General features: G+C 71.0%; 19 protein-coding genes and 1 riboswitch. Of the genes, 11 read left to right on the plus strand and 8 right to left on the minus strand.

The window, feature by feature from the left end; genetic code table 11:
- The first annotated feature begins 41 nt into the window (after nucleotides 1-41).
- Both OG792_RS31170 and OG792_RS31175 read left to right on the plus strand, forming a co-directional pair.
- Nucleotides 42-1,061, plus strand: coding sequence for a GNAT family N-acetyltransferase (locus OG792_RS31170; RefSeq protein ID WP_329104942.1), 1,020 nt, complete (start codon nucleotides 42-44; stop codon nucleotides 1,059-1,061).
- 228 nt (nucleotides 1,062-1,289) lie between these two features.
- On the plus strand, nucleotides 1,290-1,484 hold the full coding sequence (locus OG792_RS31175) for a hypothetical protein (protein ID WP_329111549.1): 195 nt from the start codon (nucleotides 1,290-1,292) through the stop codon (nucleotides 1,482-1,484).
- Between the two features lie 56 nt (nucleotides 1,485-1,540).
- On the opposite strand, the gene groL is transcribed toward OG792_RS31175, so the two are convergent.
- Together groL and OG792_RS31185 are read right to left on the minus strand one after the other, a co-directional pair.
- Nucleotides 1,541-3,163, minus strand: coding sequence for a chaperonin GroEL (groL, locus tag OG792_RS31180; protein ID WP_329104944.1), 1,623 nt, complete (start codon nucleotides 3,161-3,163; stop codon nucleotides 1,541-1,543).
- A gap of 938 nt (nucleotides 3,164-4,101) precedes the next feature.
- Nucleotides 4,102-4,305, minus strand: a complete 204-nt coding sequence (locus tag OG792_RS31185; RefSeq protein WP_121157415.1) for a cold-shock protein — start codon at nucleotides 4,303-4,305, stop codon at nucleotides 4,102-4,104.
- 595 nt (nucleotides 4,306-4,900) lie between these two features.
- Between OG792_RS31185 and OG792_RS31190 the strand changes: the two genes are divergently transcribed.
- Nucleotides 4,901-5,443: a GNAT family N-acetyltransferase gene (locus OG792_RS31190; protein ID WP_329111551.1), complete on the plus strand. Its 543-nt coding sequence runs from the start codon at nucleotides 4,901-4,903 to the stop codon at nucleotides 5,441-5,443.
- A gap of 244 nt (nucleotides 5,444-5,687) precedes the next feature.
- Here the strand turns inward: OG792_RS31190 and paaN are convergent, their stop codons facing one another.
- Nucleotides 5,688-7,361, minus strand: a complete 1,674-nt coding sequence (gene paaN, locus OG792_RS31195) for a phenylacetic acid degradation protein PaaN (RefSeq protein ID WP_329104948.1) — start codon at nucleotides 7,359-7,361, stop codon at nucleotides 5,688-5,690.
- Between the two features lie 408 nt (nucleotides 7,362-7,769).
- Between paaN and OG792_RS31200 the strand changes: the two genes are divergently transcribed.
- The gene (locus OG792_RS31200) at nucleotides 7,770-9,128 is read left to right on the plus strand and encodes an IS4 family transposase (protein ID WP_329104950.1); all 1,359 of its coding nucleotides are present in this window, start codon (nucleotides 7,770-7,772) and stop codon (nucleotides 9,126-9,128) included.
- A 16-nt stretch (nucleotides 9,129-9,144) separates the two neighbouring features.
- Here the strand turns inward: OG792_RS31200 and OG792_RS31205 are convergent, their stop codons facing one another.
- The 5 genes from OG792_RS31205 to OG792_RS31225 all read right to left on the minus strand — a co-directional run bounded on the left by OG792_RS31205 (nucleotide 9,145) and on the right by OG792_RS31225 (nucleotide 16,562).
- Nucleotides 9,145-10,185 carry a GNAT family N-acetyltransferase gene (locus tag OG792_RS31205; protein ID WP_329104952.1) on the minus strand — a complete coding sequence of 347 codons (1,041 nt, stop codon included), beginning with the start codon at nucleotides 10,183-10,185 and terminating at the stop codon, nucleotides 9,145-9,147.
- 322 nt (nucleotides 10,186-10,507) lie between these two features.
- Entirely contained in the window at nucleotides 10,508-11,815 is a 1,308-nt protein-coding gene (gene thrC / locus OG792_RS31210; RefSeq protein WP_329104954.1) for a threonine synthase, read from the minus strand.
- 11 nt (nucleotides 11,816-11,826) lie between these two features.
- Nucleotides 11,827-11,959: riboswitch (SAM riboswitch) on the minus strand.
- A gap of 214 nt (nucleotides 11,960-12,173) precedes the next feature.
- Nucleotides 12,174-12,530, minus strand: a complete 357-nt coding sequence (locus tag OG792_RS31215; RefSeq protein ID WP_329104956.1) for a hypothetical protein — start codon at nucleotides 12,528-12,530, stop codon at nucleotides 12,174-12,176.
- A 282-nt stretch (nucleotides 12,531-12,812) separates the two neighbouring features.
- Nucleotides 12,813-13,697: an ABC transporter permease gene (locus tag OG792_RS31220; RefSeq protein WP_329104958.1), complete on the minus strand. Its 885-nt coding sequence runs from the start codon at nucleotides 13,695-13,697 to the stop codon at nucleotides 12,813-12,815.
- A 36-nt stretch (nucleotides 13,698-13,733) separates the two neighbouring features.
- Nucleotides 13,734-16,562, minus strand: a complete 2,829-nt coding sequence (locus tag OG792_RS31225) for an alpha/beta fold hydrolase (protein ID WP_442932521.1) — start codon at nucleotides 16,560-16,562, stop codon at nucleotides 13,734-13,736.
- 516 nt (nucleotides 16,563-17,078) lie between these two features.
- Here OG792_RS31225 and OG792_RS31230 point away from each other — a divergent pair.
- From OG792_RS31230 to OG792_RS31260, 7 genes are all read left to right on the plus strand, one after another.
- A complete protein-coding gene (locus tag OG792_RS31230) occupies nucleotides 17,079-18,302 on the plus strand; it encodes a hypothetical protein (protein ID WP_329104962.1) in 1,224 nt (407 codons plus the stop codon).
- Nucleotides 18,289-21,102, plus strand: a complete 2,814-nt coding sequence (locus OG792_RS31235; RefSeq protein ID WP_329104964.1) for a sensor histidine kinase — start codon at nucleotides 18,289-18,291, stop codon at nucleotides 21,100-21,102. Before OG792_RS31230 ends, OG792_RS31235 begins: the two co-directional genes overlap by 14 nt.
- A complete protein-coding gene (locus tag OG792_RS31240) occupies nucleotides 21,099-21,575 on the plus strand; it encodes a roadblock/LC7 domain-containing protein (RefSeq protein ID WP_329104966.1) in 477 nt (158 codons plus the stop codon). Before OG792_RS31235 ends, OG792_RS31240 begins: the two co-directional genes overlap by 4 nt.
- Nucleotides 21,572-22,066 (plus strand): DUF742 domain-containing protein, encoded by a 495-nt coding sequence (locus OG792_RS31245; protein WP_329104968.1) that lies wholly within the window; start codon nucleotides 21,572-21,574, stop codon nucleotides 22,064-22,066. The genes OG792_RS31240 and OG792_RS31245 overlap by 4 nt, the downstream gene beginning before the upstream one ends.
- Complete coding sequence (locus OG792_RS31250) at nucleotides 22,044-22,841, plus strand: GTP-binding protein (protein ID WP_329104971.1); 798 nt, start codon at nucleotides 22,044-22,046, stop codon at nucleotides 22,839-22,841. Before OG792_RS31245 ends, OG792_RS31250 begins: the two co-directional genes overlap by 23 nt.
- A 39-nt stretch (nucleotides 22,842-22,880) precedes the next feature.
- Nucleotides 22,881-23,528, plus strand: a complete 648-nt coding sequence (locus OG792_RS31255; RefSeq protein ID WP_329104973.1) for a hypothetical protein — start codon at nucleotides 22,881-22,883, stop codon at nucleotides 23,526-23,528.
- Between the two features lie 76 nt (nucleotides 23,529-23,604).
- Nucleotides 23,605-25,887 carry an AAA family ATPase gene (locus tag OG792_RS31260; RefSeq protein ID WP_329104975.1) on the plus strand — a complete coding sequence of 761 codons (2,283 nt, stop codon included), beginning with the start codon at nucleotides 23,605-23,607 and terminating at the stop codon, nucleotides 25,885-25,887.
- The last annotated feature ends 9 nt before the right edge of the window (nucleotides 25,888-25,896 follow it).

Here is a 25,896-nt window from a genome sequence, read left to right on the forward strand (position 1 = left end):
GGGCAGCGCGGCGGGGCGACGGTGTCCTATGGTCGGCGATCGTGGACCACGATTTCTCGATCATCGAACTGACCGACGACGACGTACCCGCGGTGGTGGCCCTCTGCGCCGAGGCGCTGGACCTGCCGGACGACGCGGCCGAGTCGGCGGCGATCGTGTCCCGGCTCCGGGACACCACCACGCTGCCGGGTGCCCCGACCCGCCGCCGTACTGTCGGTTTTGTCGCCGTCGTGGAGTCCGCCACCGTGGGCGTGGTGCTCGGCTCGATCGCCCACCGCGACTCGTCCCTGGGTCACGTCGACCTGGTCGCGGTGCACTCGGCGCACCGCCGTCGCGGGATCGGGCGGGCCCTGCTGGCCCGGATCGAGGGCGCCCTGTCCGGGCTCGGTGCCGGTGAGGTGCTGCTGGCCGGCAATCCGCCGCACTACGTCTGGCCCGGCATCGACGTGCGCTACACGCCGGCCATCTGCGCCGCGATGGCGCTTGGCTACGAGCAGGAGAACACCGCCTGGAACATGACGGCCGACCTGTCCTACGACGAGTCGCCGGCACTGCGCGGCACCGAGGACGCCGAACAGCGGCTCGCCGCGCAGGGCGTCACGGTACGCCGGGCCGAGCCCGAAGACGCGGCCATGCTGGTCGGGTTCGCGCGGGAGACGTTCGGGGTGGCCTGGGGTGGCGAGGTCGCCGACTCGATCGGGCGTACGGGCGCCGGCTGCCACATCGCCGTACGTGACCGGGTTGCCGCCACCATCGACGGCGCCGCCCCGGACGCCGGTACGGGCGAGGGCGGTGCCGCCGTCGACAGCTCGACGGTCGAGGTGCTCGGCTTCGCCGCGTACGGGTCGTCGCGGCCGAGTTGGTTCGGCCCGATGGGCACCGCCCCGGCCGCCCAGGGGTTGGGGATCGGCGGGGTGCTGTTGCGGCGGTGTCTGGCCGACCAGCGCGCGGCGGGACACCTGCGGGCGGAGATCGGCTGGGTGGGTCCGGTCCCGTTCTATGCCAGCAACTCGGGTGCGCGGATCGAGCGGGTCTTCTTCCTCTACCGCAAGCAACTCTGACCGGGCATCGCGCCGGCGGAACGACCCGTCGGGTCGGCGGGACACTCCTGCGGGTTCGGCGGGACACACCAGCGGTTCGCCACGAAAGGGGCGAATAGGAGATATCCGTTTATAGCGCCGTTTCTCAGCACCGTTGCCTTCCCGGCTCCTACCGTTTGAGCCAAGGAGGAAGTCATGGCGAAGGACGACGAACCGATTGACGATCTCGCGGCGGGCGCCTGGGCCAGGATGGCAGCCGAGATTCCCGCCGAAACGCCGGTACATCGCCTCGATTACGGCGACGCGGAGCAGCGCGCGGAAATGGATCGGCTGAACGAACTCGCATCCGATGAACCGCTGGAGATGGTCGACGCCCCGATCCAGATCGGAAAGCCCTTTTCCCGTACGGACAAGCAACGCAATCAACGACGACTACCGACATGACGTAAGGGGCGGACCGCTGACGCGGCCCGCCCCTTACGGATGTTACGTGGATGGACTCAGAAGTCCATGTCCCCGCCGCCCGGCGCAGCAGCCGGGGCCGGGTTCTTCTCCGGCTTGTCCGCCACCACTGCCTCGGTGGTCAGGAACAGTGCCGCGATCGAGGCCGCGTTCTGCAACGCCGAACGGGTCACCTTGGCCGGGTCGATGATGCCGGCCTTGAGCAGGTCGACGTACTCACCGTTCGCGGCGTTCAGGCCGTGGCCGGGCTCCAGGTTGCGGACCTTCTCCACCACGACGCCACCCTCAAGGCCGGCGTTGACGGCGATCTGGCGCAGCGGGGCGTCCAGCGCGATCTTGACGATCGCCGCACCGGTCGCCTCGTCACCCGAGAGGTCCAGCTTGTCGAAGGCGGTCTTGCCGGCCTGCACCAGCGCGACGCCACCACCGGGGACGATGCCCTCTTCGACGGCCGCCTTCGCGTTGCGAACGGCGTCCTCGATGCGGTGCTTGCGCTCCTTGAGCTCGACCTCGGTGGCCGCGCCAACCTTGATCACGGCAACACCGCCGGCCAGCTTGGCCAGGCGCTCTTGCAGCTTCTCGCGGTCGTAGTCCGAGTCGCTCTTCTCGATCTCGGCGCGGATCTGGTTGACCCGACCCTGGATCTGGTCGGCGTCACCGGCACCGTCGACGATCGTGGTCTCGTCCTTGGTCACCACGATCTTGCGGGCGCGGCCCAGCAGGTCGAGGCCGATGCCGTCGAGCTTCAGGCCCAGCTCCTCGCTGATGACAGAGCCACCCGCGAGGATCGCGATGTCGGTCAGCATGGCCTTGCGGCGGTCACCGAAGCCCGGCGCCTTGACGGCAACGGACTTGAAGGTGCCCCGGACCTTGTTGACGATGAGGGTGGCCAGGGCCTCGCCCTCGACGTCCTCGGAGATGATCAGCAGCGGCTTGCCCGACTGCATGACCTTCTCCAGGATCGGCAGCAGGTCCTTCACCGAAGCGATCTTGCTGTTGACGATCAGGATGTAGGGGTCGTCGAGGACGGCCTCCATCCGCTCCGGGTCGGTCCAGAAGTACGGCGAGATGTAGCCCTTGTCGAAGCGCATACCCTCGGTGAGCTCCAGTTCGAGCCCGAAGGTGTTGCTCTCCTCGACGGTGATGACGCCTTCCTTGCCGACCTTGTCCATCGCCTCGGCGATGATCTCGCCGACGGTGGTGTCACCGGCGGAGATCGACGCGGTCGAGGCGATCTGCTCCTTGGTCTCGACATCCTTGGCGAGCTTGGCCAGTTCCTCCGCCACCGCCGCCACCGCAGCCTCGATGCCCCGCTTCAGGGCCATCGGGTTCGCGCCGGCCGCGACGTTGCGCAGGCCCTCGCGGACCAGCGCCTGAGCCAGGACGGTCGCCGTCGTCGTGCCGTCACCGGCAACGTCGTCGGTCTTCTTGGCGACCTCCTTGACCAGCTCGGCGCCGATCTTCTCGTAGGGGTCCTCAAGCTCGATTTCCTTGGCGATGCTCACACCATCGTTGGTGATGGTGGGGGCGCCCCACTTCTTTTCGAGCACGACGTTGCGGCCCTTGGGGCCGAGCGTCACCTTGACGGCGTCGGCGAGCTGGTTCATGCCCCGCTCAAGGCCACGGCGGGCCTCTTCGTCGAACGCGATGATCTTGGCCATACGGCGTTGTCCTCCTGGACACTCACGGCCACCCGAGCCGGTTGGTCCCGGATCGGCCGCCTGACTTCGCACCTTCGGACGTCACTACTGCGCTGGCGCGCGGTCTGGTCCGGCGCGAACGCACCGGACCGACTCCCGCGCACTAGGCGGCAGTGACGTCCGTCGGTCGGGCCGGACAGCCCGCGACGACCGGCCATGTGCCCCGCTCCGTCACCGGTGCGCGACCGTGGCCCTAACCGCCCCGACCTCTGGCACTCACACCGCGCGAGTGCCAATCACTTGTTTAGCACTCTCCCATGTCGAGTGCAAGCGAGTGGGCCGGAGCCGGACCGACCGGACCTACCTTCGCGCGCGATCCGCCACCCCGGCGACCAGCACCATCACCGCCGAAAGCCCGACCACACCACCCTGCGACCCGTACGGTCCCGACCCGGTGCGGAACATCGCGTGGACGACGCACGGATGAACATCCGGCGCACCGACCCCGCAAGCCGGGCGAACCCCTCGAATGGCAGCAGAGCCCCCAAGGCGTAGCAGACTGGACAGCATGCGAATCGGACTCCACACGAACCAACACGAGCCAGGACATCACCTGAACTAACGCGGGCTCGGGCGTCACGGATCGGCGCGGGCTCGGGCGTCACGGATCGGCGCGGGCTCGGGCGTCACGGATCGGGGCAGGCTCGGGCCAACACACGAGCCCGTCCCACCGCGACGACGGGAGCCACACAGCCAACCGGACCGACACCCCTGGGTCCCGGGCACACGGCAGCGGAACATCAACCGGGGCGGCAGCGAAACACCGACCAAGACAGAAGCGCGACAGCGGCGCCGCACTCCACGGGGAGACCGACGCCCTGTCGTTATCGATTCCGGCTGTGATTATCGGTTGCACTCGGTCGGGACTCCCGACCGGTCGGACGGTTCAGACGAACCGGTCAGGCGAGGAGGCGCACCTTCTCCGCCTGCGGCCCCTTCTGGCCCTGGGCGATTTCGAACTCCACCCGCTGGCCGTCGTCGAGCGCCTTGTAGCCATCCATCTCGATCGCGGAGAAATGGACGAATACGTCCTGCCCGCCGTCGACCGCAATGAAGCCGTAGCCCTTTTCACTGTTGAACCACTTGACGGTGCCCTGTGCCACGGTGCACTTCCTCACTTCGATCGTGCTGGGTCAAACACCCCCGGCCCCGGCGTACGCCGACCGGAGCCGCCGACTCGGGACCCATATCGATCCACGAATACAGCAACCGAAATCGCACGCTACACGAGGTCCGACCGAGGTGCACTACCCCAAAAGGGACAGCAGCCGGTACGCGCACCTCTCCGACGACGATTACACCTACATCGTCGGACGTCTTTACGTCGTACAATTGATCATGTATCTCGCGGGGCGCGACGCAACCGTGATCCGCAATCCGGTTGCCCGTCGGGTCAGTCGGGGGTAGGCATGCCCCATGACCAGCATGCCGGCGTCCGCCGCAACCGCCCCACCAGACGTGGCCGCCGCAACCGCCCCACCGCACGCGACCGCCGCAACCGCCCGATCCGACGCGAGCGCCGCCGCAACCGCCCGATCCGACGCGAGCGCTGCCGCAACCGGCCCACCGGACGCCGGCGCCGTGTCCCGCACACCCGTCGACGGCATCCCGGCCGACGACGGCAACGGCCTCGGTCCGGGCGCCGACGGCGACGGCCTGCGGCCCGGCAACGGCCTCCGTCCGGGCGCCGTCGACGGTCTGCGACCCGGCGACGGGAGCGTCGATGAGCGGCCACGGGTCAGGCGGATCCGACCCACCGACGCCGCCCGGATGCGGGCGCTGCGACTGGAGATGCTCGCCGACGCACCCCTGGCCTTCCTGGAGACGGTCGCCGAGGCAGCCGCCCGACCACACGCCGAGTACGCGAGCCGAGTACGACAGAACGCCTACGGCAGCCAGATCGCGGCGTTCGTCGCCGAACCGCGGTCGGCGTACCCCGACGGCCGGTTCGTCGGGCACGCGGGTGGGCACGCGGTGCACGCCGAGCCGGGACTCACCGTGATCTTCGCCGTCTACCTCACCCCGGCCAGGCGCGGCACCGGCCTGCTCGCCGACCTGATCGAGGGGGTGGCAGCCTGGTCACGGGCGGCCGGACGACCCGAACTGTTGCTGGAGGTGGTGGTCGGCAACAACCGGGCGATCCGCGCCTACCAGCGCCTGGGTTTCGAGGACACCGGCGTCCGCCTGCCCCACCCGCGAGTGCCCACGCTGACCGAGTTGCAGATGCGCCGCCGCGCCTGACCCGAACCCCGCACCGGCTCCCCGCCACCCACCGATCCCGATCCGCTCCAGCCGCACGGGAACACCATCCCCGACCCGCACCAGCCGCACGGGAACACCATCCCCACCCCGCTCAACCCGCGCGGGAACACCATCCCCACCCCGCTCAACCCGCGTGCGGGAACGGACCCGGCCGCCGACCGACGGCGGGGTTCCCGTCACCCCGCGTGAGCAGGGCGGGGATCCCGGCCACCGGTCGGACGGCTCAGATGTGCCGACGAGACTGGACCACCCGGAACCGACCGGCCACGTACGCGCCGTCGGTCAACGCCGCGTTCGCCGCCGGGTTGGCGCCGCTGGCGTGGAAGTCGGAGAACGCCGCCGACTGGTTGACAAAAACGCCGCCGGTGAGGTTGCAGGACAGGTGCACCCCGGCGTCCACTGCCGCCGACTCGGCCGCGTCGAGCACCTTGTCGTCGCTGGCGTAGACCGCCGCCGTCAACGCGCCCCGCGCCCCCACTGTCTCCCGCAGGATCTCCAGGCTGTGCGCGGTGGAATCGGTGGCGATCGCGAACGAGATCGGTCCGAACCACTCCCGGCCGTAGGTCTGCGCGGCGTCCGCGCCGAGCCGCACGATCGTCGGCGTACGCACCACCGCCTGCGGGTACGTCGGGTGCTCGACCGGACGCGAGGCCAGCACGACCTCGCCGAGCCCGGCCACCTCGTCCAGCCGGGCCAGCACCCCGTCGTTGACGATCGCCCCGGTGAACTCGACCGCCCGCGCCGGATCACCGGTGAGCTTGCCGACCGCACCGGCAATCCCGGCCGTCACCTCGTCGAAGCTCTTGTGACCCTGGTCGGTCTCGATGCCGGCGGCCGGAATCAGGATGTTCTGCGGCGTGGTGCACATCTGCCCGCTGTAGAGCGTCAGCGAGAAGCCGATGTTGCGACACATGCCGGCGAAGTCGTCGGTGGAGTCGACCACGATGGTGTTGACGCCGGCCTTCTCGGTGTAGACCGTCGCCTGGCGCGCGTTGTTCTCCAGCCAGTCGCCGTACTCGGTCGAGCCGGTGAAGTCGATGATCCGTACCTCGGGGCGCAGCGCCAGCGTGGTCGCCAGCTTCTCGCCCGGTTCCTCGGCTGCGAGCAGCACCAGGTTGGGGTCGAACCCGGCCTCGGCCAGCACCTCGCGGGCGTACCGGACGGTGATCGCCAGCGGCAGTACCGCCCCCGGATGCGGCTTGACCACCACCGGGTTGCCGGTGACCAGGGACGCGAACAGACCCGGGTACGAGTTCCAGGTCGGGAAGGTGTTGCAGCCGATCACCAGCGCCACGCCCCGGGGCACCACGTGGAACGTCTTCACCATCCGCAGCGGGTCACCCTTGCCGGCCGGCTTCTCCCACTCGGCGCTGCCCGGATGCCGGGTCATCTCCGCGTACGCGTACGCGATCGCCTCCAGTGCCCGGTCCAGGGCGTGCGCCCCGCCGGCCTGGAACGCCATCACGAACGCCTGTCCACTCGTCGCGTGCACCGCGTTGGCCAGCTCGAAGATGTGCCGGTGCAGCCGGGCCAGGATCTCCAGGCAGACGCCGGCCCGAGTCTGCGGTCCGGCGTCCCGCCAGCCCGGCAGGGCCGCGGTGGCGGCGCTGACCAGCACGTCCGCGTCGACGTGCGGATACCGTACGTCGAGGTTGACGCCGAACGGGCTGACCTCGGTGGCCACCCGGCCCACGGTGCCGGGCTGGTCGAGCGGGAAGTCTGCGTCCAGGTAAGCGCGGAAGGCCGCCTCACCCTCGGCGGCGGCGGTCTCGCCGTACACCCTGGGGCTGGGCGACTCGGGAAAGGCCGACCAGTACCCGCGCTCGGTGATCGCGGTCAGCGCCCGAGCGAGGGTGTCGGCGTGCGTGGCGTAGAGGGGATGCGGGGTCTCCGTCATCCCGCCATCATGCCCCAGCCCACCCCACCCCCTCCCCTCCCCGCCCCTCCCCTCGCCCCCGCCCCTCGCCCCCGCCCTCCCGCGCCCCGCCCGCCCCCGCCCGCCCCCCGCCTCGTCGATCTAGGGCATATACGTGTTAGTTGATCTCCGATCACCACCATTCGCCCTAGATCGACGGGGCGACGGGCGGGGCGCGGAGGGAGGGAGGGAGGAGGGGGGCGGGAGGCGGGAGGCGGGAGGCGGGAGGCGGGGGTGGGGGGCGGGAGGGTGGGGGTGGGGTTAGAGGCAATGCCGCGTAGTTAAGGCTTGGGTCTGCTTGTCAAGGGCGTGTCGTGGCAGAAGGAACGACGGGGCTCCGGTATAGAGGTTTGTCACTCCAAGACAGCCTCTGGACCGGGAGCCCCGCCGTTGGAACAGTTTGCCATCACCCGGACGATCGCGGTGGCTTCGGGGCGGTTCGCGCCGGGTCATCTGGGTGAGTTGACGCAGCACGTGCCGTTCGAGATGGTCGACGCGGTCCTGGCCGATACCCGGTCGGTGCAGGCTCGGGTGCGGGATGTGCCTTCGCGAGTGGTGGTATATCTGCTGCTCGCGGCGGGGCTGTTCACCGAGTTGGGCTACCAGCAGGTATGGGCCCGGCTCGTCGCCGGCCTGGACGGGTTGGCGGTGGCGATGCCGACTTCCTCAGCCCTGTCCCAGGCCCGCCGTCGGGTCGGGGACAAGCCCCTGGCGGCGTTGTTTCGGCTGTTGGCGGGTCCACCCGCCGGGGCCCAGCGGTGGCGGGGTCTGCTGGTCTGCGCGATCGACGGCACCAGCATGTTCGTGCCCGACAGCACGGCGAATCTGGCGGTCTACCCGCGTCAGGCCGGCACCCACGGCGGGTCCGGATATCCCATGGTGCGGCTGGTCGCGGTCGTGGCCTGCGGCACCCGCACACTGATCGACGCGGTGTTCACCCCACTCACCACCGGTGAACTCGCCTGCGCCGGGCGTCTGCTGGGCTGTCTGCACCCGGGCATGCTCCTACTGGCCGACCGGGGCTTCGCCGCCCGCACGATGATCGAACAGTTCGCCGGCACCGGCGTCGACCTGCTCGTGCGGGACAAAGACGACCGGCGGCTACCGGTGATCCGCCGCCACCACGACGGGTCCTGGCTATCGGTCATCGGCGCGATGACGGTCCGGGTCGTCGACGCCGAGATCCTGGTGCACCTCGACGGGAAACACCATGTCGGCCGGTACCGGCTGATCACCACCCTCACCGATCACCACCGATTCCCCGCTCTGGACCTGGTCACGCTCTACCACCAACGCTGGGAAATCGAGACGACGTACCTGGAGTTGAAGTCCACCCTGCTCGGCGGACGGGTCCTACGGGCCCGGACCCCGAACGGGGTGAGTCAGGAAGTCCACGCCCTGCTGACCGTCTACCAAACGGTGCGGCTGGCTATGGCCGACGCCACCGCCAACCAACCGACCAGCCCGGACCAGGCCAGCTTCACCGTGGCGGTCCACGCCGCCCGGGACCAGATCATCCTGGCCACCGGGGTCATCGCCGACACCACCATCGACCTCGTCGGAGTGATCGGCCGCGCGGTCCTGACCCACCTCCTCCCGAAACGACGCGCCCGAACAAGCCCACGAGTAGTCAAACGCGCCATCTCCAAACACCGCGCCAAAGGCACCATCGACCGCACCAACTACCACCACACCATCACCGTCAACATCCTGCACACCACAGGATTGACAACCGACCCACCCCCCTAACTAAGCGGCATTGGGGTTAGAGGGTGAGTTGCCAGTTGTTCCAGGCGTCGGTGGGGTGGAAGCCGATTGCCTCGTTGATGGTGATCATGTGGTCGTTGACGGCGGCGTTCCAGGTGTCGATGATGCGCAGGGCGGGTTCGTGGGACAGGGCGTACCGGAGATTTTCGATTTTGGCGATGGTGCCGAGCCGGTGGCCGCGGTGGTCCGGGTCGACGATGGTGATCTGCTGGTACGCGTGCCAGTCGGGCGTCGCGCCGACATCGATCAGGGTCCAGGCGACCACCTTGCCGGAGGCGTCGTGGCGGATCGCGGTGCTGTACAACCGCCGGCCGCGTACGCGCAGCGCCTCGTCCACCGCCCGGATTCGCTCCCGGTCGGGTGTGGCCGGCTCCCACTCCAGGTCACCCATTGGCGCGTCCAGGATCAGTCGGCCGTCGAGGTAGGCGATGTCGTCCAGGTACTCGTCGGGGGTCGGCCCGATCCATCGCACCACGGAGTACCCGTCGGCCCGGTTGTGGGCGGCGGTGAGCAGTTCGTCGAGGTGCGCCTGGTCCAGTGTGGTCACGTCGAGCCGGCGGCGGACGTCGACCAGGGCGTTCTTCGCACCCAGCGAGGTGGCGAACTCCCGACCGGGCTCGATCCGGGACGGCTCACCGGGCAACGGGGCCGCCGACACCCCGTTCATCCGCTTACGTCCGAGTTCCCGGAGGGTACGCAGCGCGTACGCGTGCAGCGCCCGGCCGACCCCTTGGCGCCTGTACTCCGGCAGCACCTCGATGTCCACCGACGAGTTCTCGGTGTTCTCCAGCTGGGGCAGTTCGATGCTCATGTATCCGACCGCCCGGCCGTCGAGGTGGGCGAGTACGGGTTGCGTCTCCTCGCCGGGCATCGGATGGCGCAGCTGACCGAAGAAGCGTTGGCGACAGAGCGGGGGGAAGTCCGGCAGGTCGGCGGCGATGACCGCGGACCGGACCGCGTACGCCTGCTCGACCGCGAGGTCGTCGGCGACGTCGAGTGGGGTAACGATGAGCCCTACGGTGGTGGCGACGGTGTCCATGTTCCCGAGGGTGCCCGGCGTCCGCGATGAACGCGAATGAATTAGCCGGGGGTCGTTGGTCGGGAGGACGATCGCACAACGCCTCCGGCGCTGGGTCGTAAGAGCTTCAAAAGTCTACGGCGATGCGCCCTCCCGCACGGAGCATTTTGCGTCGCCCGGTTCGCGCCGTCAAGCCCCGCACGGGGTATTTTGCTAACGGGTGGCAAATCGTCAGCTACCCACCGCATCGGATAGATCCACCGATCAGCCCACTTGTCCTGGTCCGATCGGCTGACGGCGACCTCCGATGAGTGGGTCGCCATCAGCCGTCGGGCCAGCCACTTCAGCCCAGCAGCCCGGCCTCGCGCGCCGCCTTCAGCGACGGCTTGACCCGGTACGTCGGCCCCACCAGCGACGCCACCGCGTCGATGGTCTTGAGTCCCTCGCCGGTGTTGTAGACAACGGTCTCGGCGGTCGGGTCGAGCCGTCCGCTCGCCACCAGCTTGCGCAGGCAGGCCACCGTAACCCCGCCCGCCGTCTCGGCGAACACCCCGGTCGTACGCGCCAACAGCCGGATCGCGTCGCGGATCTCGTCGTCGTCGGCGTACTCCATCCAGCCGCCGGTACGCCGCACCGCCTCCAGCGCGTACACCCCGGCGGCCGGGTCGCCGATGTTGAGCGACTTGGCGATGCCGGTCGGCTTCACCGGCACGATGGTGTCGGTGTCGTTGTGCAGGGCGGTCGCGATCGGGTTACACCCGGCCGACTGGGCGCCGAACACCTTCCAGCCGTTGGCCGGCGCCTCGACCAGGCCGATCTCGACCAGCTCGCTGAACGCCTTGTCAATCTTGGTCAGCAGCTCGCCGCTGGCCATCGGGATGACCACCTGTTCGGGGATGCGCCAGCCGAGTTGCTCGGCCACCTCGTACCCCAGGGTCTTCGAACCCTCGGCGTAGTACGGCCGCACGTTGACGTTGACGAACGCGGTGTCCTCGAACTCGTCGGTCTCCACCAGCTCGCCGCAGAGCCGGTTCACGTCGTCGTACGAGCCGTCGATGGCGACCAGGTCGCCGCCGTACACGGCGGTGGTGATGATCTTTCCCTGCTCCAGGTCGGCCGGGATGAACACGATCGAGGGGACCCCGGCGCGGGCCGCGTGCGCGGCGACCGAGTTGGCCAGGTTGCCGGTGGAGGCGCAGGCGAACCGGTTGAAGCCGAGGCCGCGCGCGGCGGTCAGCGCCACCGAGACCACCCGGTCCTTGAACGAGTGAGTGGGGTTGGCACTGTCGTCCTTGACCCAGAGCGGCGCGGTGATGCCCAGCTCGGCGGCGAGGTGCGGAGCGGCGACCAGCGGGGTCAGGCCGGGGTCGAGGGTGACCCGGGTGGCCGGGTCCTGGCCGGCGGGGAGCAGCGCGGCGTACCGCCAGATGTTCTGCGGGCCGGCCTCGATGTCCGCTCGGGTGACCTTCGCCAGGGCTTCCTGGTCGTAGGCGACCTCAAGCGGGCCGAAACACTCGTAACAGGCGTGCTGCGCGATCAGCGGGTACTGCGCGCCGCAGCCCCGGCAGACCAGCGCGCGGGCCGGATTTACCGGCGCGTCACTGTCAGCAGCGGTAGCGGAACTCTGGGTCTCGCCGAGGATCGCAGTCATGCGATGTCGTCCTCTCATCTTTCCCAACGCCGCACGGTGCGGCGGGGACGGACTTGGCACCTGCCACGATCGGCTCGTCATCGAGCCGGCGGGTGGTTGCCGGGGCTTCATCGGGCCGTATCCCTCTGCCCCTCTGGATGAGGTATTCAGTTGTAGGGCCGATCCTACGGCCGAACGCCGCCGCAACCCAGCACCCCACCACCCCTTGTGACCCACACCCCACCCGACGCGCCCGCCACCCGCCCCACCCCGAACCAGCCAAGATCCGCACACTTTCGCGGAGGGAGTGGCTGTCGCGGGCAAAACAACCACTCTTTCAGCGAAAGTGTGGAGATCTCGCGGCGTGCGGGGTACGGGTTTACCACCAGACCCGCCGGCAATACCCGGCAGTCGACGCGAAAGCCGTGCCGTAGCTGTCGGTCACGTACACCGTCACGTCGTAGTACATGTTGAACAAGCAGCTCTTACGCACGCTGGTCTTGCCGTCCCATGCGGGGCGGTGGGCGCCGTCGACGAACCATTGGATGGTCACCGGCTCGACGGCGCCCGCGTACTCCACCAAGCAGGCCAGGGTGGATGCGCCGGACTCGCAGTCCAGGTATTTGATGGCGGGGTAGGCGCTGGCCGGGGTAGTCGGCGCGAGCGCGATGGCGAGGCTACCGAACAGGGCCACGAGGAACCCGGTGATCCGCTTCACTGACGGCGATGACAGCATTCGACCTCCTTGGAGATTAGGCGGATTGACCACCGGCACTGCCTCGCCGGCAGATTCAATCTTAATCACCTCAGCGGGACGCACGATAGATCAGCCATCAAGACAATCATCTTGGTCGATGCATAGTCTGCCAAGCAGTCGGTAACGCTCGATTGCTTTCATTCAAGAGCTATGCCGGCAAAAAGGAATTCGAAATAAACTGTACGGGATGTCGCCGACCCTCACTCGGCTGTCGTACTCGGCGAGCGATTCCCGGCGCCGGCACCTCACCCCAGCCGACGGTCAGCTGACCACGTCCTTGCGGGTGAAGCGCCAGAAGGCAAGGCTCCAGAAGATGGTGGCGTAGCTGATCGCCGAGATGCAGCCCCGTACGATGTCGTCGGTCTGGATCGGGGTGGAGAGCAGGCCCAGCCACGCAGTGCTGTAATGGGTCGGCAGAAAGTCGCGGACCACGCCGAGGGCCTCGATCTGGTCCAGGATGCTGGACAGGATCCAGAGCAGCACGGCGCCGCCGACCGCGCCCAGGGCGGCATCGGTGGTGACCGAGAGCAGGAACGCCAGCCCGGCCACCACCAGCAGCGCCACCGCCAGATAGCCGAGGATGCCGAGCAACCGAAGCAGGCCCTCGCCGGCCGGGATCTGCGCGGCGACGGTGCTCTGCAACGGCTCCCAGCCGTACCGGATGGTGCCGGCGAGCAGGGCGGTGCCGATCAGCAGTAGCAACGCCAGCCCGGAGTACGCGAGCGCCACGACCAGCTTCACCGCCAGCAGGCGGGACCGGGGCACCGGGACCGCCAGCAGGTAACGCAGGCTGCCCCAGCTCGCCTCGCTGGCCACGGTGTCGCCGCAGAACAGCGCCACCACGACGACCAGCAGGAACGACGACGACACGAAGATGCAGAACAGGGCGAAGTTGAGCCCGCCCGTGGTGGCGAGGTCGATCAGGCTGGCGAACTCGTTGTTGCCGTTGTCGTCGTCACCGCCCGCGTTGAACTGGAACGCGATCAGCACGATGATCGGCAGCAGGACCATCGCCGCCAACGTCAACTGCGTACGCCGACGCGCGAACTGCCGGCGCCACTCGGTCGCCACCGTGAGCGTCGCCCGGGGCCGGTAACCCGTCGCCGCACCCGCGCTCTCGACGGTCACCTGATCCGTGCCGGCCATGTCAGCGGTCCCCGCTTTCCCGAGAATCGGTCATCGTCATCGGTCCCCGCTGCCCCGGGAGTTGTCGCCGACCAGGGCGAGGAACGCGTCCTCCAGCCGGCGGCGCGGCATCACCCGGTCGACTCCCACGCCGGCCCGGACCAGTTCGGCGACCACCTCGCTGCGGGCGGTCCCGTTCACGTCCACCACCAGCGCCCCGTCCCCGTTGGACAGCACCTGCACCCCGTCCAACCGATCGAGTACGGCCCGCGCGGCGACCGGGTCGCTGACGTCGAACTGCACGCTGGGCGACTCGCCGACGATCTCGTCGACCGGCCCGGAGGCGACGATCGTGCCCTTGTTGACCACCACCGCGTGGGTGCAGGACTGCTCCACCTCGGCCAGCAGGTGGCTGGAGACCAGCACCGCCCGGCCGCCGGTGGCGTACCGGCGGAGCACCCGGCGCATCTCGGCGATCTGCGGCGGGTCGAGCCCGTCGGTCGGTTCGTCCAGCACCAGCAGCTCGGGCAGGCCGAGCATGGCCTGGGCGATGGCCAGCCGCTGCCGCATCCCGTGGCTGTACGTCTTGATCCTGCGGTGTACCGAGTCGCCGAGGCCGGCGATCTCCAGTGCCTCCTCGAAGTGGGCGTCGGCGAGCGGCCGCCCGGTGGCCCGCCAGTACGACCGCAGGTTCGCCAGCCCGCTCAGGTGCGGTAGGAAGCCGGGCCCCTCGACCAGCGAGCCGATCCGGGACAGCACCGGCGAGCCGGGGACCAACCGGTGCCCGAAGACGAAGATCTTGCCGGCGGTCGGCTGGGTCAGCCCCATCAGCACCCGCAGGGTGGTGGTCTTGCCGGCACCGTTCGGCCCGAGCAGGCCGACCACCTGCCCCCGGTGCACCTCGAAGTCCACCCGGGATACGGCGACGAAGCCGTCCGCGTACTCCTTGCGCAGGTCGCGGATGACCAGCGGGATGTCGGCGTACTCCGCGGTCACCGAGGTGTCGTGGCGGCGGTGCCGGCGGCGGACCACCAGCAGGACCACGACGAGCCCGACCGCTATCGCGGCGAGCAGGGCGGCCAGCGCCCAGCGCCACAGCACACCGGTGGTGGGGATCGGCTCGCCGCTCACCGTGGGCAGGGTGATCCGGTCGCCGCCGAGCGCGACCGAGTAGACGGTCGGTTCGACCGGGGTGGCGTAGCCCTGGTCGGAGGTGGCCACCACCAGCGCGAGCCGGTGTCCGGCCTCGACCCGGTGCACGATCGCCGGCAGGGTCACCCGGGCCGGCGCGGCACCGGCCAGGTCGGCCGGGAGGCCGGTCAGCCGGACCGGCGCGATCAGGCCGCCGGGTAGTTCGGCGGTTCCGTCCGGCCCGATGTCGTAGAGCTTGGCGAAGAGCACCGCCTCGCCGGTCGGTGACGCGGCCCGGATCGACACCGTCGGGGCGCCGACCACGTCGACCGGCTCGTCCAGGGGTTCGGTGACGAACCGGGCATGCTGGCCGGGCAGGTCCCCGGCCACCCCGCCGACCACGCCGGAGAGCGCCCCGGCGAACGGCACGGTCGAGATCGCGGCCGGGTTGCCGTTCGGCGGGTTGGCGACCTGCTGCGGCGGGCCGCCGACGGCGACCTCCCGGACACCGCCGCCGGCCTCGGCGTCCGTGCCGGTCAGGCCGGGATAGTCGGCGGTACGGAAGCCGGTGGCGACCAGCCCCCGGTCGAGCGCGTCGAAACCGGCGAGCCGGGACCAGGTGAAGCTGGTGCCGGGGTCGGCGGCGTCGCCGCGTACGTAGTGGTCGAGCCACTGAACGGTGAGGAACTTGACCCGGTCCTGGTCGCTGCGCGGGCCGGCGCCGCCGTCGTGCCCACCGGTGAACCAGGCCACGCGTACGGGGGTGCCGGCGGCGGCGATGCCCCGGGCGTTGGCGTCGGCCTCGCTGAGCGGGAAGAGCGTGTCGGCCTCGCCCTGGATCAACAGGGTCGGCGCCTTGACCCGGTCGAGTACGCCGGCCGGGCTGGACCGGCGCAGCAGGGCGAGCGCCGGTTCGTTGGCCCGTCCGGTGGTGGCGATCTCCAGGTAGGCGGCGCAGACGTCGGCGGCGAAGCGACCGCAGGCCGGGCTGCTCGGTCCGACACCGGGGCCGGCACCGGGACCGATGCCCGGACCGGGTCGGGTCGAGGGTGCCACGCTGGGCGTGACCGTGGGGGCGGCGGTCGGCCCGGTGGTCGACGCGGTGTTGCCGGGCCCGCCGGGTCCGAGGCCACCGAGGCCGCCCGGGCCGGTGCCGCCGCTGCCGAACAGGACTCCGGCCCAGCCCTTCTTGAACACCCCGTCCAGGTTGGATCGGCCGCTCGACTCGGGCAGGAACGACGCGGTCAGGTCGTGCCAGGTGATCATCGGAACGATCGCGTCGACCCGTGGGTCGGCGGCGGCGAGCAGCAGTGCCAGGCCGCCGCCGTACGAGCCGCCGACGACGCCCACCCTCGGGTCACCGGTGGCGTCGGTGCGGATCTCCGGCCGGGCGGCGAGCCAGTCGAGCAGGCGGGCGGCGTCGCGTACCTCGAAGTCGGGGCTGTCCAGGTGGATCTCCCCGCCGCTGCGGCCGAACCCGCGGGCGCTGTACGCCAGCACCGCGTACCCGTGTTCGGCCAGGTCCTCGGCGTCGGCGCGGACCGATTCCTTGGTCCCGCCGAAGCCGTGCGGGAGCAGGATCGCCGGGACCCTGGCCGCGGCGCCGGCCCCGTCGGGCAGGTAGAACGTGGTGTCCAGGTCGACCGGTTGGTTGCCGTCCGGCCCGGACCGGACGTTGATCAGCCGGTCCTCGGTGCGGAAGGAGTCTCCCCCGGGCCAGACCGCCCAGCCGACCAGGGCCGCGAGCAGTGCCACGACGAGGGTTGCGGCGCCGAGCCGGCGTCGGCCGAGCCGGGCCGTCCACGAGGTCCCGGATCGGCCGGGTCCGGACATGCTCGCCCCCGACCGGACACGGTGGAGGGCATGGCGGAGCCGGGACGGCAGCGCGGAAGGCATGGGCACACCGTACGGCCCCGAACCTGTGCCGTGGCTGAGATCCGCCGTACGTCCGTCCGGTCAACCCGATTGGCGCGCAAAACGCATCGTACGAACATCCCAAGCGCAAGCACGGCAGGACAAATTCGGACTATGTGAATTCCGATCTACCGGGACATACAGCTCAATCGATACATGTCGCTCAACAATAAGCACGCAGAGTCACGATTTTGAGTAGCCGTGACCACAGGTGCGCAACTGACGTGAAACTGACTGTTCGTCGTGGATGGACAGAGTCGGGCGTTCAGTTAGTTTTCCGCTCCGGTGGGCGGGACCCCGGCGGCCTCCCGGCGCTCACCACCACCGCACCCTGGCCGTCGCCGGAGGAGATGCACGATGACAGTTCCCGCGCAGCGGCCCCGACGATGGCCGAACGCGCCCGGTAACGCACTGCGCCTGTTCCTCGTGGTGATCCTGTTGGTGCCGGTTGCCGTGCTCTTCGTGCAGTTGCAACGATCGGTCGACGCCGATCAGGAACTGGTCGCCCGGGAGCAGCACGGGATCGAGTATCTACGCTCGCTCACCGACGTGACGGTTGCCCTCACCGAGGCCCAGTCGGCGGCCGTGGCCGGCCGGCCCGTGCTGCGCGAGGCCCTGACCACCGCGGTGGAACGGACCACCGCCGTCGACACCCGCCTCGGCGCCGACCTGCGCACCCGGGAACGCTGGGCCGGCGTACGGGCCAAGATCGAGTCTCTGCCCGACCGGGGTGCGACCAGCCCGGACGCGGTCTTCGGCGTCTACCGCGAGGCCGCCGACCTGCTGCTGGCCCTCTGGGGCAAGGTACGGGAAAGCTCCGGCCTGATGCGCGACCCCGAGGCCGACTCGTACTACCTCCAGGATGCCGTCGGCGAGGAACTGCCCGCCGCCATGATCGCCGCCGGCCGACTCGCCGATCTGGCGGTGATCGGGGCCACCCGGAAGTCCACCGAACGACTACGCACGGTTGCCGAACTGACCGCCGCCCGTACCTCGCTGCTCGACCCGGCCACCGACCTGATCGAGTCCCTCCAGGCCGCGGTGGAAAGCACCGACAGTCCCAACCTGGGCGGCAACCTGCTCAACCAGCTCGACAGCTACCAGCGCGCGATCGAGGCGCTGGGCGCGTCGGCCGCGCTGACCGACGGCACCTCCGAGGCCGATCTGACCCAGATCGCCGCGGCCCGGGTCACCGCCCACGCCGCCGCCGAACAACTCTCCTCGATCATCCTCACCGAACTCGCCACCCTGGTCGACTCCCGCAACGACCGCCTGGCCCGCAGCCAACAGATCACCTACGTCGCCGGCGCGCTGGCGCTGCTGCTCATGTCCGGCCTGGCCGTGGCGATCGTGCTCAGCGGCCGTGGCCGCCGCCCCGACCCGACCGCCCCCGGCTCGGCCGACAGACCGCCGGCCGAGCCGGGCGGCACCGAGCCCGGACGCTGGGACGCGCTGGTCGACTGGCCGGCCACCGGCCCCGCCGGTACACCCGGTGGACAGTCGACCGGCCGGCCGGTCGCGACCGCCGGTGCGGGTTCCGACGGACCCGGCGGTTGGGGGCGTTCCGATGCTGCTCGGTAGGCTCCGGATTCGGGCCAAGCTCACGCTGCTGGTCATCATCCCGCTGCTCAGCATGGTCGGTCTGGCCGTGCCGGTGGTGGTCGAACGGGTGAACCAGGCCAGCCGGGCCGCCGACACCGCCGAATCGGTACGCACCGCCGGCCGGGTCGGCTCGCTGGTGCAGGAGTTGCAGCAGGAACGACTGCTCTCCATCGGCTACCTGATGGGTCACGCCGACCGGTCCGCGCTGATCCAGCAGACGGCCACGGTCAGCGACAAGATCGCCGACCTGCGCGCCGACCTCGGCGACCGACTGACCACCCGGGTCACCGCCGCCATCGCCGACGTGCAGCAACTCGCCGAACTGCGGTCCGCCGTACTCAACCGCCGGGCCACCCCGGACCAGGTGCTGGGCAAGTTCGGGCCGATCAACGTGGCGCTGATCGAGTCCCTGCAACTGACGTACGGGGTGGACACCGCCACGCCGCAGGGGCGCCAGGTCGTCGCCCTCGACGCGGTGCTGCGTACGGACGAGGGGATCAGCGCCGGCGCGTCGATCATTGTGCTCGTTGTCGCCAGCAAGAACCAGGGCGCGATCACCGCGTACATCAGCAACATGGCGGCGCTGACCGTCAACACGGCCCGGTTCAGCGCCTTCGCCACCCCGGAGCAGAACGCGCTCTACCGGCTGGTCGAGGACGCGGTGGCGAGCCGTACCAGCCCCGAGTTCCTCACCAGGTTCGCCGTGGACCCCGAGGGCACCGTCGCCGGGTTCAGCATGCAGCGGCTCTTTCCCGCCGTCGCCTCCCTGATCACCCTCGGGCAGTTCGTCGAGAAGCGGATCGTCACCGACGTCATCTCCCAGGTGACCGCGGAACAGCGGTCGGCGCTGGCCGCGGCGTACTGGGTCGGCGGGCTGGTCCTGCTCACCCTGCTGGTGGTGGTGCTGCTCAGCCTGGCGGTGGCCCGTACGGTCGCCCGGCCGCTGATCCGGCTCACCCAGTCGGCCGACCGGGTAGCCCGGGTCGCCGAGGGGGAACTGGTCCGGATCGCCGACGACGAGTCCGAGTCGTCGACCGCTATCCGGCTCGACCCGGTCGACATCCGGGCCCGCGACGAGATCGGCGACCTGGCCCGCGCCTTCGACCGGGTCCAGGGTACGGCCGCCCGCCTGGTCGAACGGCAGGCGGCGAGCCGGCGCAACGTGGCGCAGATGTTCGGTCACGTCGGCCGGCGGACCCAGAACCTGGTCGGCCGGCAGATCGCGCTGATCGACCGGCTGGAGCACCAGGAGACCGATCCCACCCGCCTACAGCACCTCTATCGGCTCGACCACGTCTCCAGCCGGCTGCGCCGCAGCGCCAGCAGCCTGGTCGTGCTCTCCGGCTCGGCCGGCGCCGACGGGCACGTGGCGCCGATGCCGCTCGGCGACGTCGTCCGGCTCGCCCTCGGCGAGATCGAGGACTACACCCGCGTCGACGTGCAGGTACGGGTCGACATGGGGGTGGCACCGGCGGTCATCGGCGACCTCGTACTGACCCTGGCCGAGCTGATGGAGAACGCCACCGCCTTCTCCCCGCCGCACACCCGGGTCACGGTCGGCGGTGAGGTGGTCGAGGGCGGGGTGAAGCTCACCCTGGTCGACCACGGCATCGGCATGAACGGCGAGCGGCTGGCCGAGGAGAACGCCCGGTTGACCCGGCGGGAACGGCTCGACCTGGCCCCGACCGAGGTACTCGGGCTGTTCGTGGTCGGCCGGCTGGCCCGCCGGCACGGCTGGCGGGTGACCCTGTCGGGGACCAATGGCGGCGGGGTCACCGCCGAGATCGAGATCGCCGACCGGCTGCTGGTGCCGCGTCGGACCGAACCGTCGGCGGTCGCCGTGGCGCGGGCCAGTGTGCCGTCGGCGTCGCTCGCCTGGGCGGACGTCGCGCCGGCCGCCGAGCCGGCACCGGCCGGAACGCTGCCGACCCGCAAGCCCGCTCCGATCGGCCCGATCGCCGACCCGATCCGGGCACTGGTCAGCACGCCCCTGCCCGCGCCGGCCCCGTCGCCGGTGCAGCCCCCGCCGCCGGCCCGGCCCGCACCGCAGTCCGCACCGCCCGTGCCCGTCGCGTCCCGGCCGAGCGCGGCCGGACCGGCCGCTGTCGGGGACGGCGGTGCCGCCCGTACCGATGTGGGCGCCGCGCCGGCGGACGGCCCGGTGGAGCCGGTGTTCGACGCGGCGCTGCTACGGCGGGCCAGCCAATCGCTGGCGGCCGGCGAGCCCTGGAACGCGTTCGCCGGGGTGCCGGTTGAGGGCTCGGCCACTCCGGCCGACACCAGGGCGGCGTCGGCGGCCGACGACGCCGGTGCCGCGAAGGCGCTCGGGCTGCGCCAGCGGGTGCCCGGCGCGCAGTTGCCGGCCAACAACGGACCCGGCGCGGCCGGCCGGGGCGTCGGCCGCAACAGCGGCCCCCAGCCGGCCGACCCCTCCGTGGTCCGCGCCCTGATCGAGGAGTTCGAGGCCGGCGTACGACGGGCCCAGCGCCAGCAACCGGGAACGACCACACCGGTCGGGGAGCCGGCGGGGGCGGGCCGGGGCACGGCACCGGAGGTGGCCCCGGTGGGCGCGGGACCGGTGCAGCTCACCCGACGGGTGCCGGGGCGCAACCTGGAGCCGGCCGGGCCGGGACCGCGCTGGGACCGGCACCGGTCCGGCAGCCGCCCGGACGACCCGGACGAGGTCCGGAAACTCGTCACCCAGTTCGAGGCCGGGGTCGCCCGCGCCCTCGACGAAGTCCGTACCGACCACCGTCACGAAGAGGAAACACCACGATGACCAGCCCCTTCATTCGCGACAGCATCGACCGCGAGCAGTCCGGTACGGCCACCGGAGAGCTCAGCCAGGAAGCCCGGACCTTCAACTGGCTGCTGGACTCGTTCACCACCAACACCGCCGGGGTGGTCGAGGCGATCGCGGTCTCCTCCGACGGGCTGCTGATGGCGATGTCCGCGATCAAGGACCGGTCCAACGCCGAGCGGCTCGCTGCGGTCGTCTCCGGCATGACCAGTCTCGCCGGGGGCGCGGCCAACTGGTACTCGCTCGGCGGACTGAACCGGGTGATCGTGGACATGACCGATGGATACCTGCTGGTCAGCTCGATCAGCAGTGGTTCCGTACTCGGCGTCGTCGCCGACCGCTCAGCCAACCTGGGCACGGTCGCGTACGAGATGACGCTCTTCGCGGGCCGGGCGGGAAGTGCGCTCACGCCTCGGCTCATCGTCGAGTTGAAGAACTCCGTACAGGCATGACCCGGCCCGCGGCCGGCGCCGGGCGAGAGCCCGAGCCGGCCATCCGGATCCGCCCCTACCTCCAGGCGGCGGCGTCGACACCCGGCGAACCCGATCCGGAGCTCGACGTCGACAACGCGGACCCGGGACTCGGCGGCCCGGTGCCGTACGGGCTGCGACCGTTCGTGCTGACCGCCGGCCGGGTGGACAGCGTCGACCCGGCGATCTGTCTGGAGACGCAGGTGACGGCCCGACCGGACGGGCCGTCCTGGACCAGCCCGCCGCTGGGCCGACTCGCACCGGAGCTACAGGACATCGTCACGCTCTGCGCCGAACCGATGTCGGTGGCCGAGATCTCCGCCCGGCTGCGGTTGCATCTCGGCGTCACCAAGATTCTGGTCGGTGACCTCCGGGCCACCGGTCACCTCGATGTGCACACGTACGACATCGAGGATGCCCACGACCCCGACCTCATTCTGCGAGTGATCGATGGACTTCGTGCGATCTCCTGAGGTGCCGGCCACCCCGACGGCCGCCGGCTCCCCCGTCAACAGCGCGCCGAGCCGGTACGGCGGACCGGCCGGCTACGGCGGACCGGGTGGCAACGCCATTCCGGCGGGGTACGTCGGGCCGTCCGCGCCCACCGCCCGCCATGCGCGGCCCGCTGTCGGCGTCGACTACGGTGAGCCGATGGGAGCCGGCGGAGCGGCGCCAGGTCGCCCCAAGTCCGCACCGATCCCGGTGAAGATCCTCATCGCCGGTGGGTTCGGTGTCGGGAAGACCACCACTGTCGGTGCCATCTCGGAGATCGCGCCGCTGACCACCGAGGCGGAGATGACCACCGCCGGGATCGGCGTCGACGATCCCGGTACCCGGTCGGAGAAGACCACGACGACGGTGGCGATGGACTTCGGCTGCGTCACCATCGATCGAAGCCTGAAGCTCTACCTCTTCGGCACGCCGGGTCAGTCCCGGTTCGGTTTCATGTGGGACGACCTCGCACGGGGGGCGCTCGGGGCGCTGGTCGTCGTCGACAGCGCCCGGCTGGATGACTGCTACCCTGCGATCGACTTCTTTGAGCGCGCGAAATTACCCTTTGTCGTCGCGGTCAACGCGTTCGACGGACAACTCGCCCACGATCTGGACTCCATCCGGTGGGCGTTGGCGATCGGCGAGCACGTGCCACTGGTGCGGTTCGACGCCCGGGACCGGTTGTCGGTACGCGACGCCCTGCTGGTCGTCCTGGATCGCGCACTGGACCGGGCGATCCGTGATCGGGAGTCGTAAGCCCGTGCCCAGGGCACGACGGTCGGGAAAGGTGGCGTGATGCGAGGCGAGTTGGACGACGCGCTGGCCCGGATGGCCCGGCGGGAGGAGTTGCTCCGGCGGCGATCCGCCACGCCCACGGAGGGTGAGCGGACCCCGGATAACGCTGCCCGCCCCGCGCCCGCGGGCAACCGCCCGCCCGCCGACGGCCAGCGTTATCCGGCCGAGGGCACCCGCTACCCGATCGAGGGCACCCGGTCCCCGAACGCCGGTCTCCGGCCGCCGACCGAAACCCTCCGCTCGTCCACCGAGGGCTTGCGTCCGCCGGCCGAGAGCGTCCGGCCGGCGGTGCCGGCGCAGCGGACGCCGGTCGACGACGTGGCCGAGGCGGTCCGGCAGGTGGTCGCGCACCATCCGGGGCTGACGGTCCGCCTGGCGATGGAGCAGGGTACGTCGCACGCCAACGTCCAGGTCGGCTGGTCCGACGGCAGGGTCACGGTGACCCAGGGCGACGGACCCGTAGCTGCCGCACCCGTTCCAACACCCGTTCCCGTACCGGCACCCGCCCCGCCCGTGTGGCCGCTGCCGGTGCGGACGATGCCGGACTGGTCGACGGCGACCGGCGACTCCTCCGGCGACTCGGCCGCCCGGCTGGCCGAGCTGATCCGGCGGGACCCGTCGTTGCTCGGCGGCTCCGAGGAGCAGTGACCCGTCCCGCCCCGGCTGGATCGGCCGGGCGGGTGGAACACGGATCAGGGGTGCCGGCGGCGGCTACGCTCGGCCGGTGGCCGAGCCCGATCTCACTCTCACCGCGAACCTGCGATCGGCGACCCTGGACGCCCGCCGGGGCATCGTCCGGCTGCATCCGACCGTACTGACCGCGCTGGGGCTGCATCCCGGTGATCCCGTACGGCTGACCGGTCGCCGGACCACCGCCGGCATCGTGGCCCGCGCGGAGCCGGCCAGCGGACGGGACCTGTTGCACGCCGACGATCTCCTGCTGGGCAACCTGGGCGTGCGCGCCGGTGACCCGGTGACGGTCGCACCGGTGCCGGTGCTGGCCGCCCACCGGGTGGTCCTGACCGGGCCGCCGGAGGTGGCCGCGGTCGTACCGGTGGAGCTGCTGCGGCTGGCCCTGCTCGGCAAGCTGGTCACGGTGGGCGACGACGTGTCGCTGCTGCCGCGCGACGTACTGCCGGACGACGGGGTGCGGGCGCTGGTCGACGCCGCCCGGCGGAGCCTGGCGAACACCATGGGGTACGCCTGGACGAGCACCCTGCTCACCGTCACCGCCGCCGAGCCCGCGTCCGCCGCCCTGGTCACCATGGACACCGTGGTCGGCTGGTCGGGCGGTCCCGCGACGAACGGGATGCCGCAGCCGACCGGCACCGACGCGCCGGCGGGTGCCGTGGACCCTGGGCGGGAGCGGTCCGGCTACCGGAGTGCCGTACCGGCCCGGAGCACGGCGCCGTCGCACCTGCCGCTGGTCGAGCCGGAGCCGGCGCCGACCCTGGCCGACCTGCCCGGCGTACGGGCCCAGGCGCAGGCGCTGACCGAACTGCTCGACCTCGGGTTCCATCACGGGGAGGTGCTGGGGCGGCTCGGCACCACCATCTCCCTCGGCGTGCTGATCACCGGTGCGGCCGGCTCCGGCAAGTCGGCACTGGTACGGGCGGTCGCCGGCACGGTCGGCGCCCGGATCGAGACGCTCTGGGCGCCCGAGTTGGCGGCGCTGACCAACGACGCCGCCGCCCGCCGCCTGGACGCGCTCACCACCTCCGTACGCGGTCACGGGCCGGCCGTACTCCTGGTGACCGATGTCGAGGCGCTCGCCCCGCGCGACGAACCGGGGCCGCTGGCGACGGTGTTCCGGCAGCTGCTCGGCGACACGATCCGGGCCGGTGCCGCCGTGGTCTGTACGACCAGCCGACCGGAGGCGGTCGACCCGTCGCTGCGTGCACCGGACCTGCTGTCGCTGGAACTGGCCGTGCCGCTGCCGGACACCGCCCTGCGACGCGAGCAGTTGGCGGTGCTCACCCGGAAGATGCCGCTGGCCGAGGACGTACGGCTGGACGAGGTGGCCGCCCGTACGCCCGGATTTGTCGCCGCCGACCTGGCCGCGCTGGCCCGCGAGGCCGGTGTCCGGGCGGCGTTGCGCCAACGCACCGACGAATCGCCGGTGGTGGCGATGGTCGACTTCACCGCCGCGCTGGAGGTGGTCCGGCCCACCTCGATGTCGTCGTCGACGCTGCGGTTGGCCACGGTGACACTGGACGACGTCGGGGACATGGCGCAGGTGAAGGAGACGCTGACCGAGTCGGTGCTCTGGCCGCTCACCTACCCGGACACGTTCGCCCGGCTCGGTGTGCAGCCGCCGCGCGGGGTGCTGCTCTACGGGCCGCCCGGCTGCGGCAAGACGTTCCTGGTCACCGCGCTCGCCGGCTCGGGGCGGGCGAACGTGCTCTCGGTCAAGGGCGCCGAACTGCTCTCCAAGTGGGTCGGCGAGAGCGAACGTGCCGTACGCGAACTGTTCCGCCGGGCCCGCGACGCCGCCCCGACCCTGATCTTCCTGGACGAGGTGGACGCGCTCGCCCCGACCCGGGGCCAGGCCACCGACGGCGGCACCACGGACCGGGTGGTCGCCGCCCTGCTGACCGAACTCGACGGGGTGGAGACCCTGCGGAACGTGATAGTGGTCGGCGCGACGAACCGGCCCGACCTGGTCGACCCGGCGCTGCTGCGGCCGGGCCGGTTGGAGCGGCTGGTCTACGTACCGCCGCCGGACGATGGTGGGCGGGCCGACATCCTGCGGGCGGTGGCGAAGTCGGTGCCGCTCGCGCCGGACGTCGACCTGGTGGCGGTGGCGAAGTCGTTGGACGGGTTCTCGGCGGCCGACTGCGCGGCCCTGATCCGGGAAGCCGCCCTGGTCGCGATGCGGGAGTCACTGTCCGCGGCCACGGTCACCGCCGCGCACGTCGCCGCCGCCCGCAAACGGGTACGGGCGTCGCTCGACCCCGTCCAGGTCGCCTGGCTCGCCGCGTACGCGGAGCAGCACAGCCCCGGATAGTCACCGGAT

Source organism: Micromonospora sp. NBC_01699 (assembly GCF_036250065.1).
GTDB lineage: Bacteria > Actinomycetota > Actinomycetes > Mycobacteriales > Micromonosporaceae > Micromonospora_G.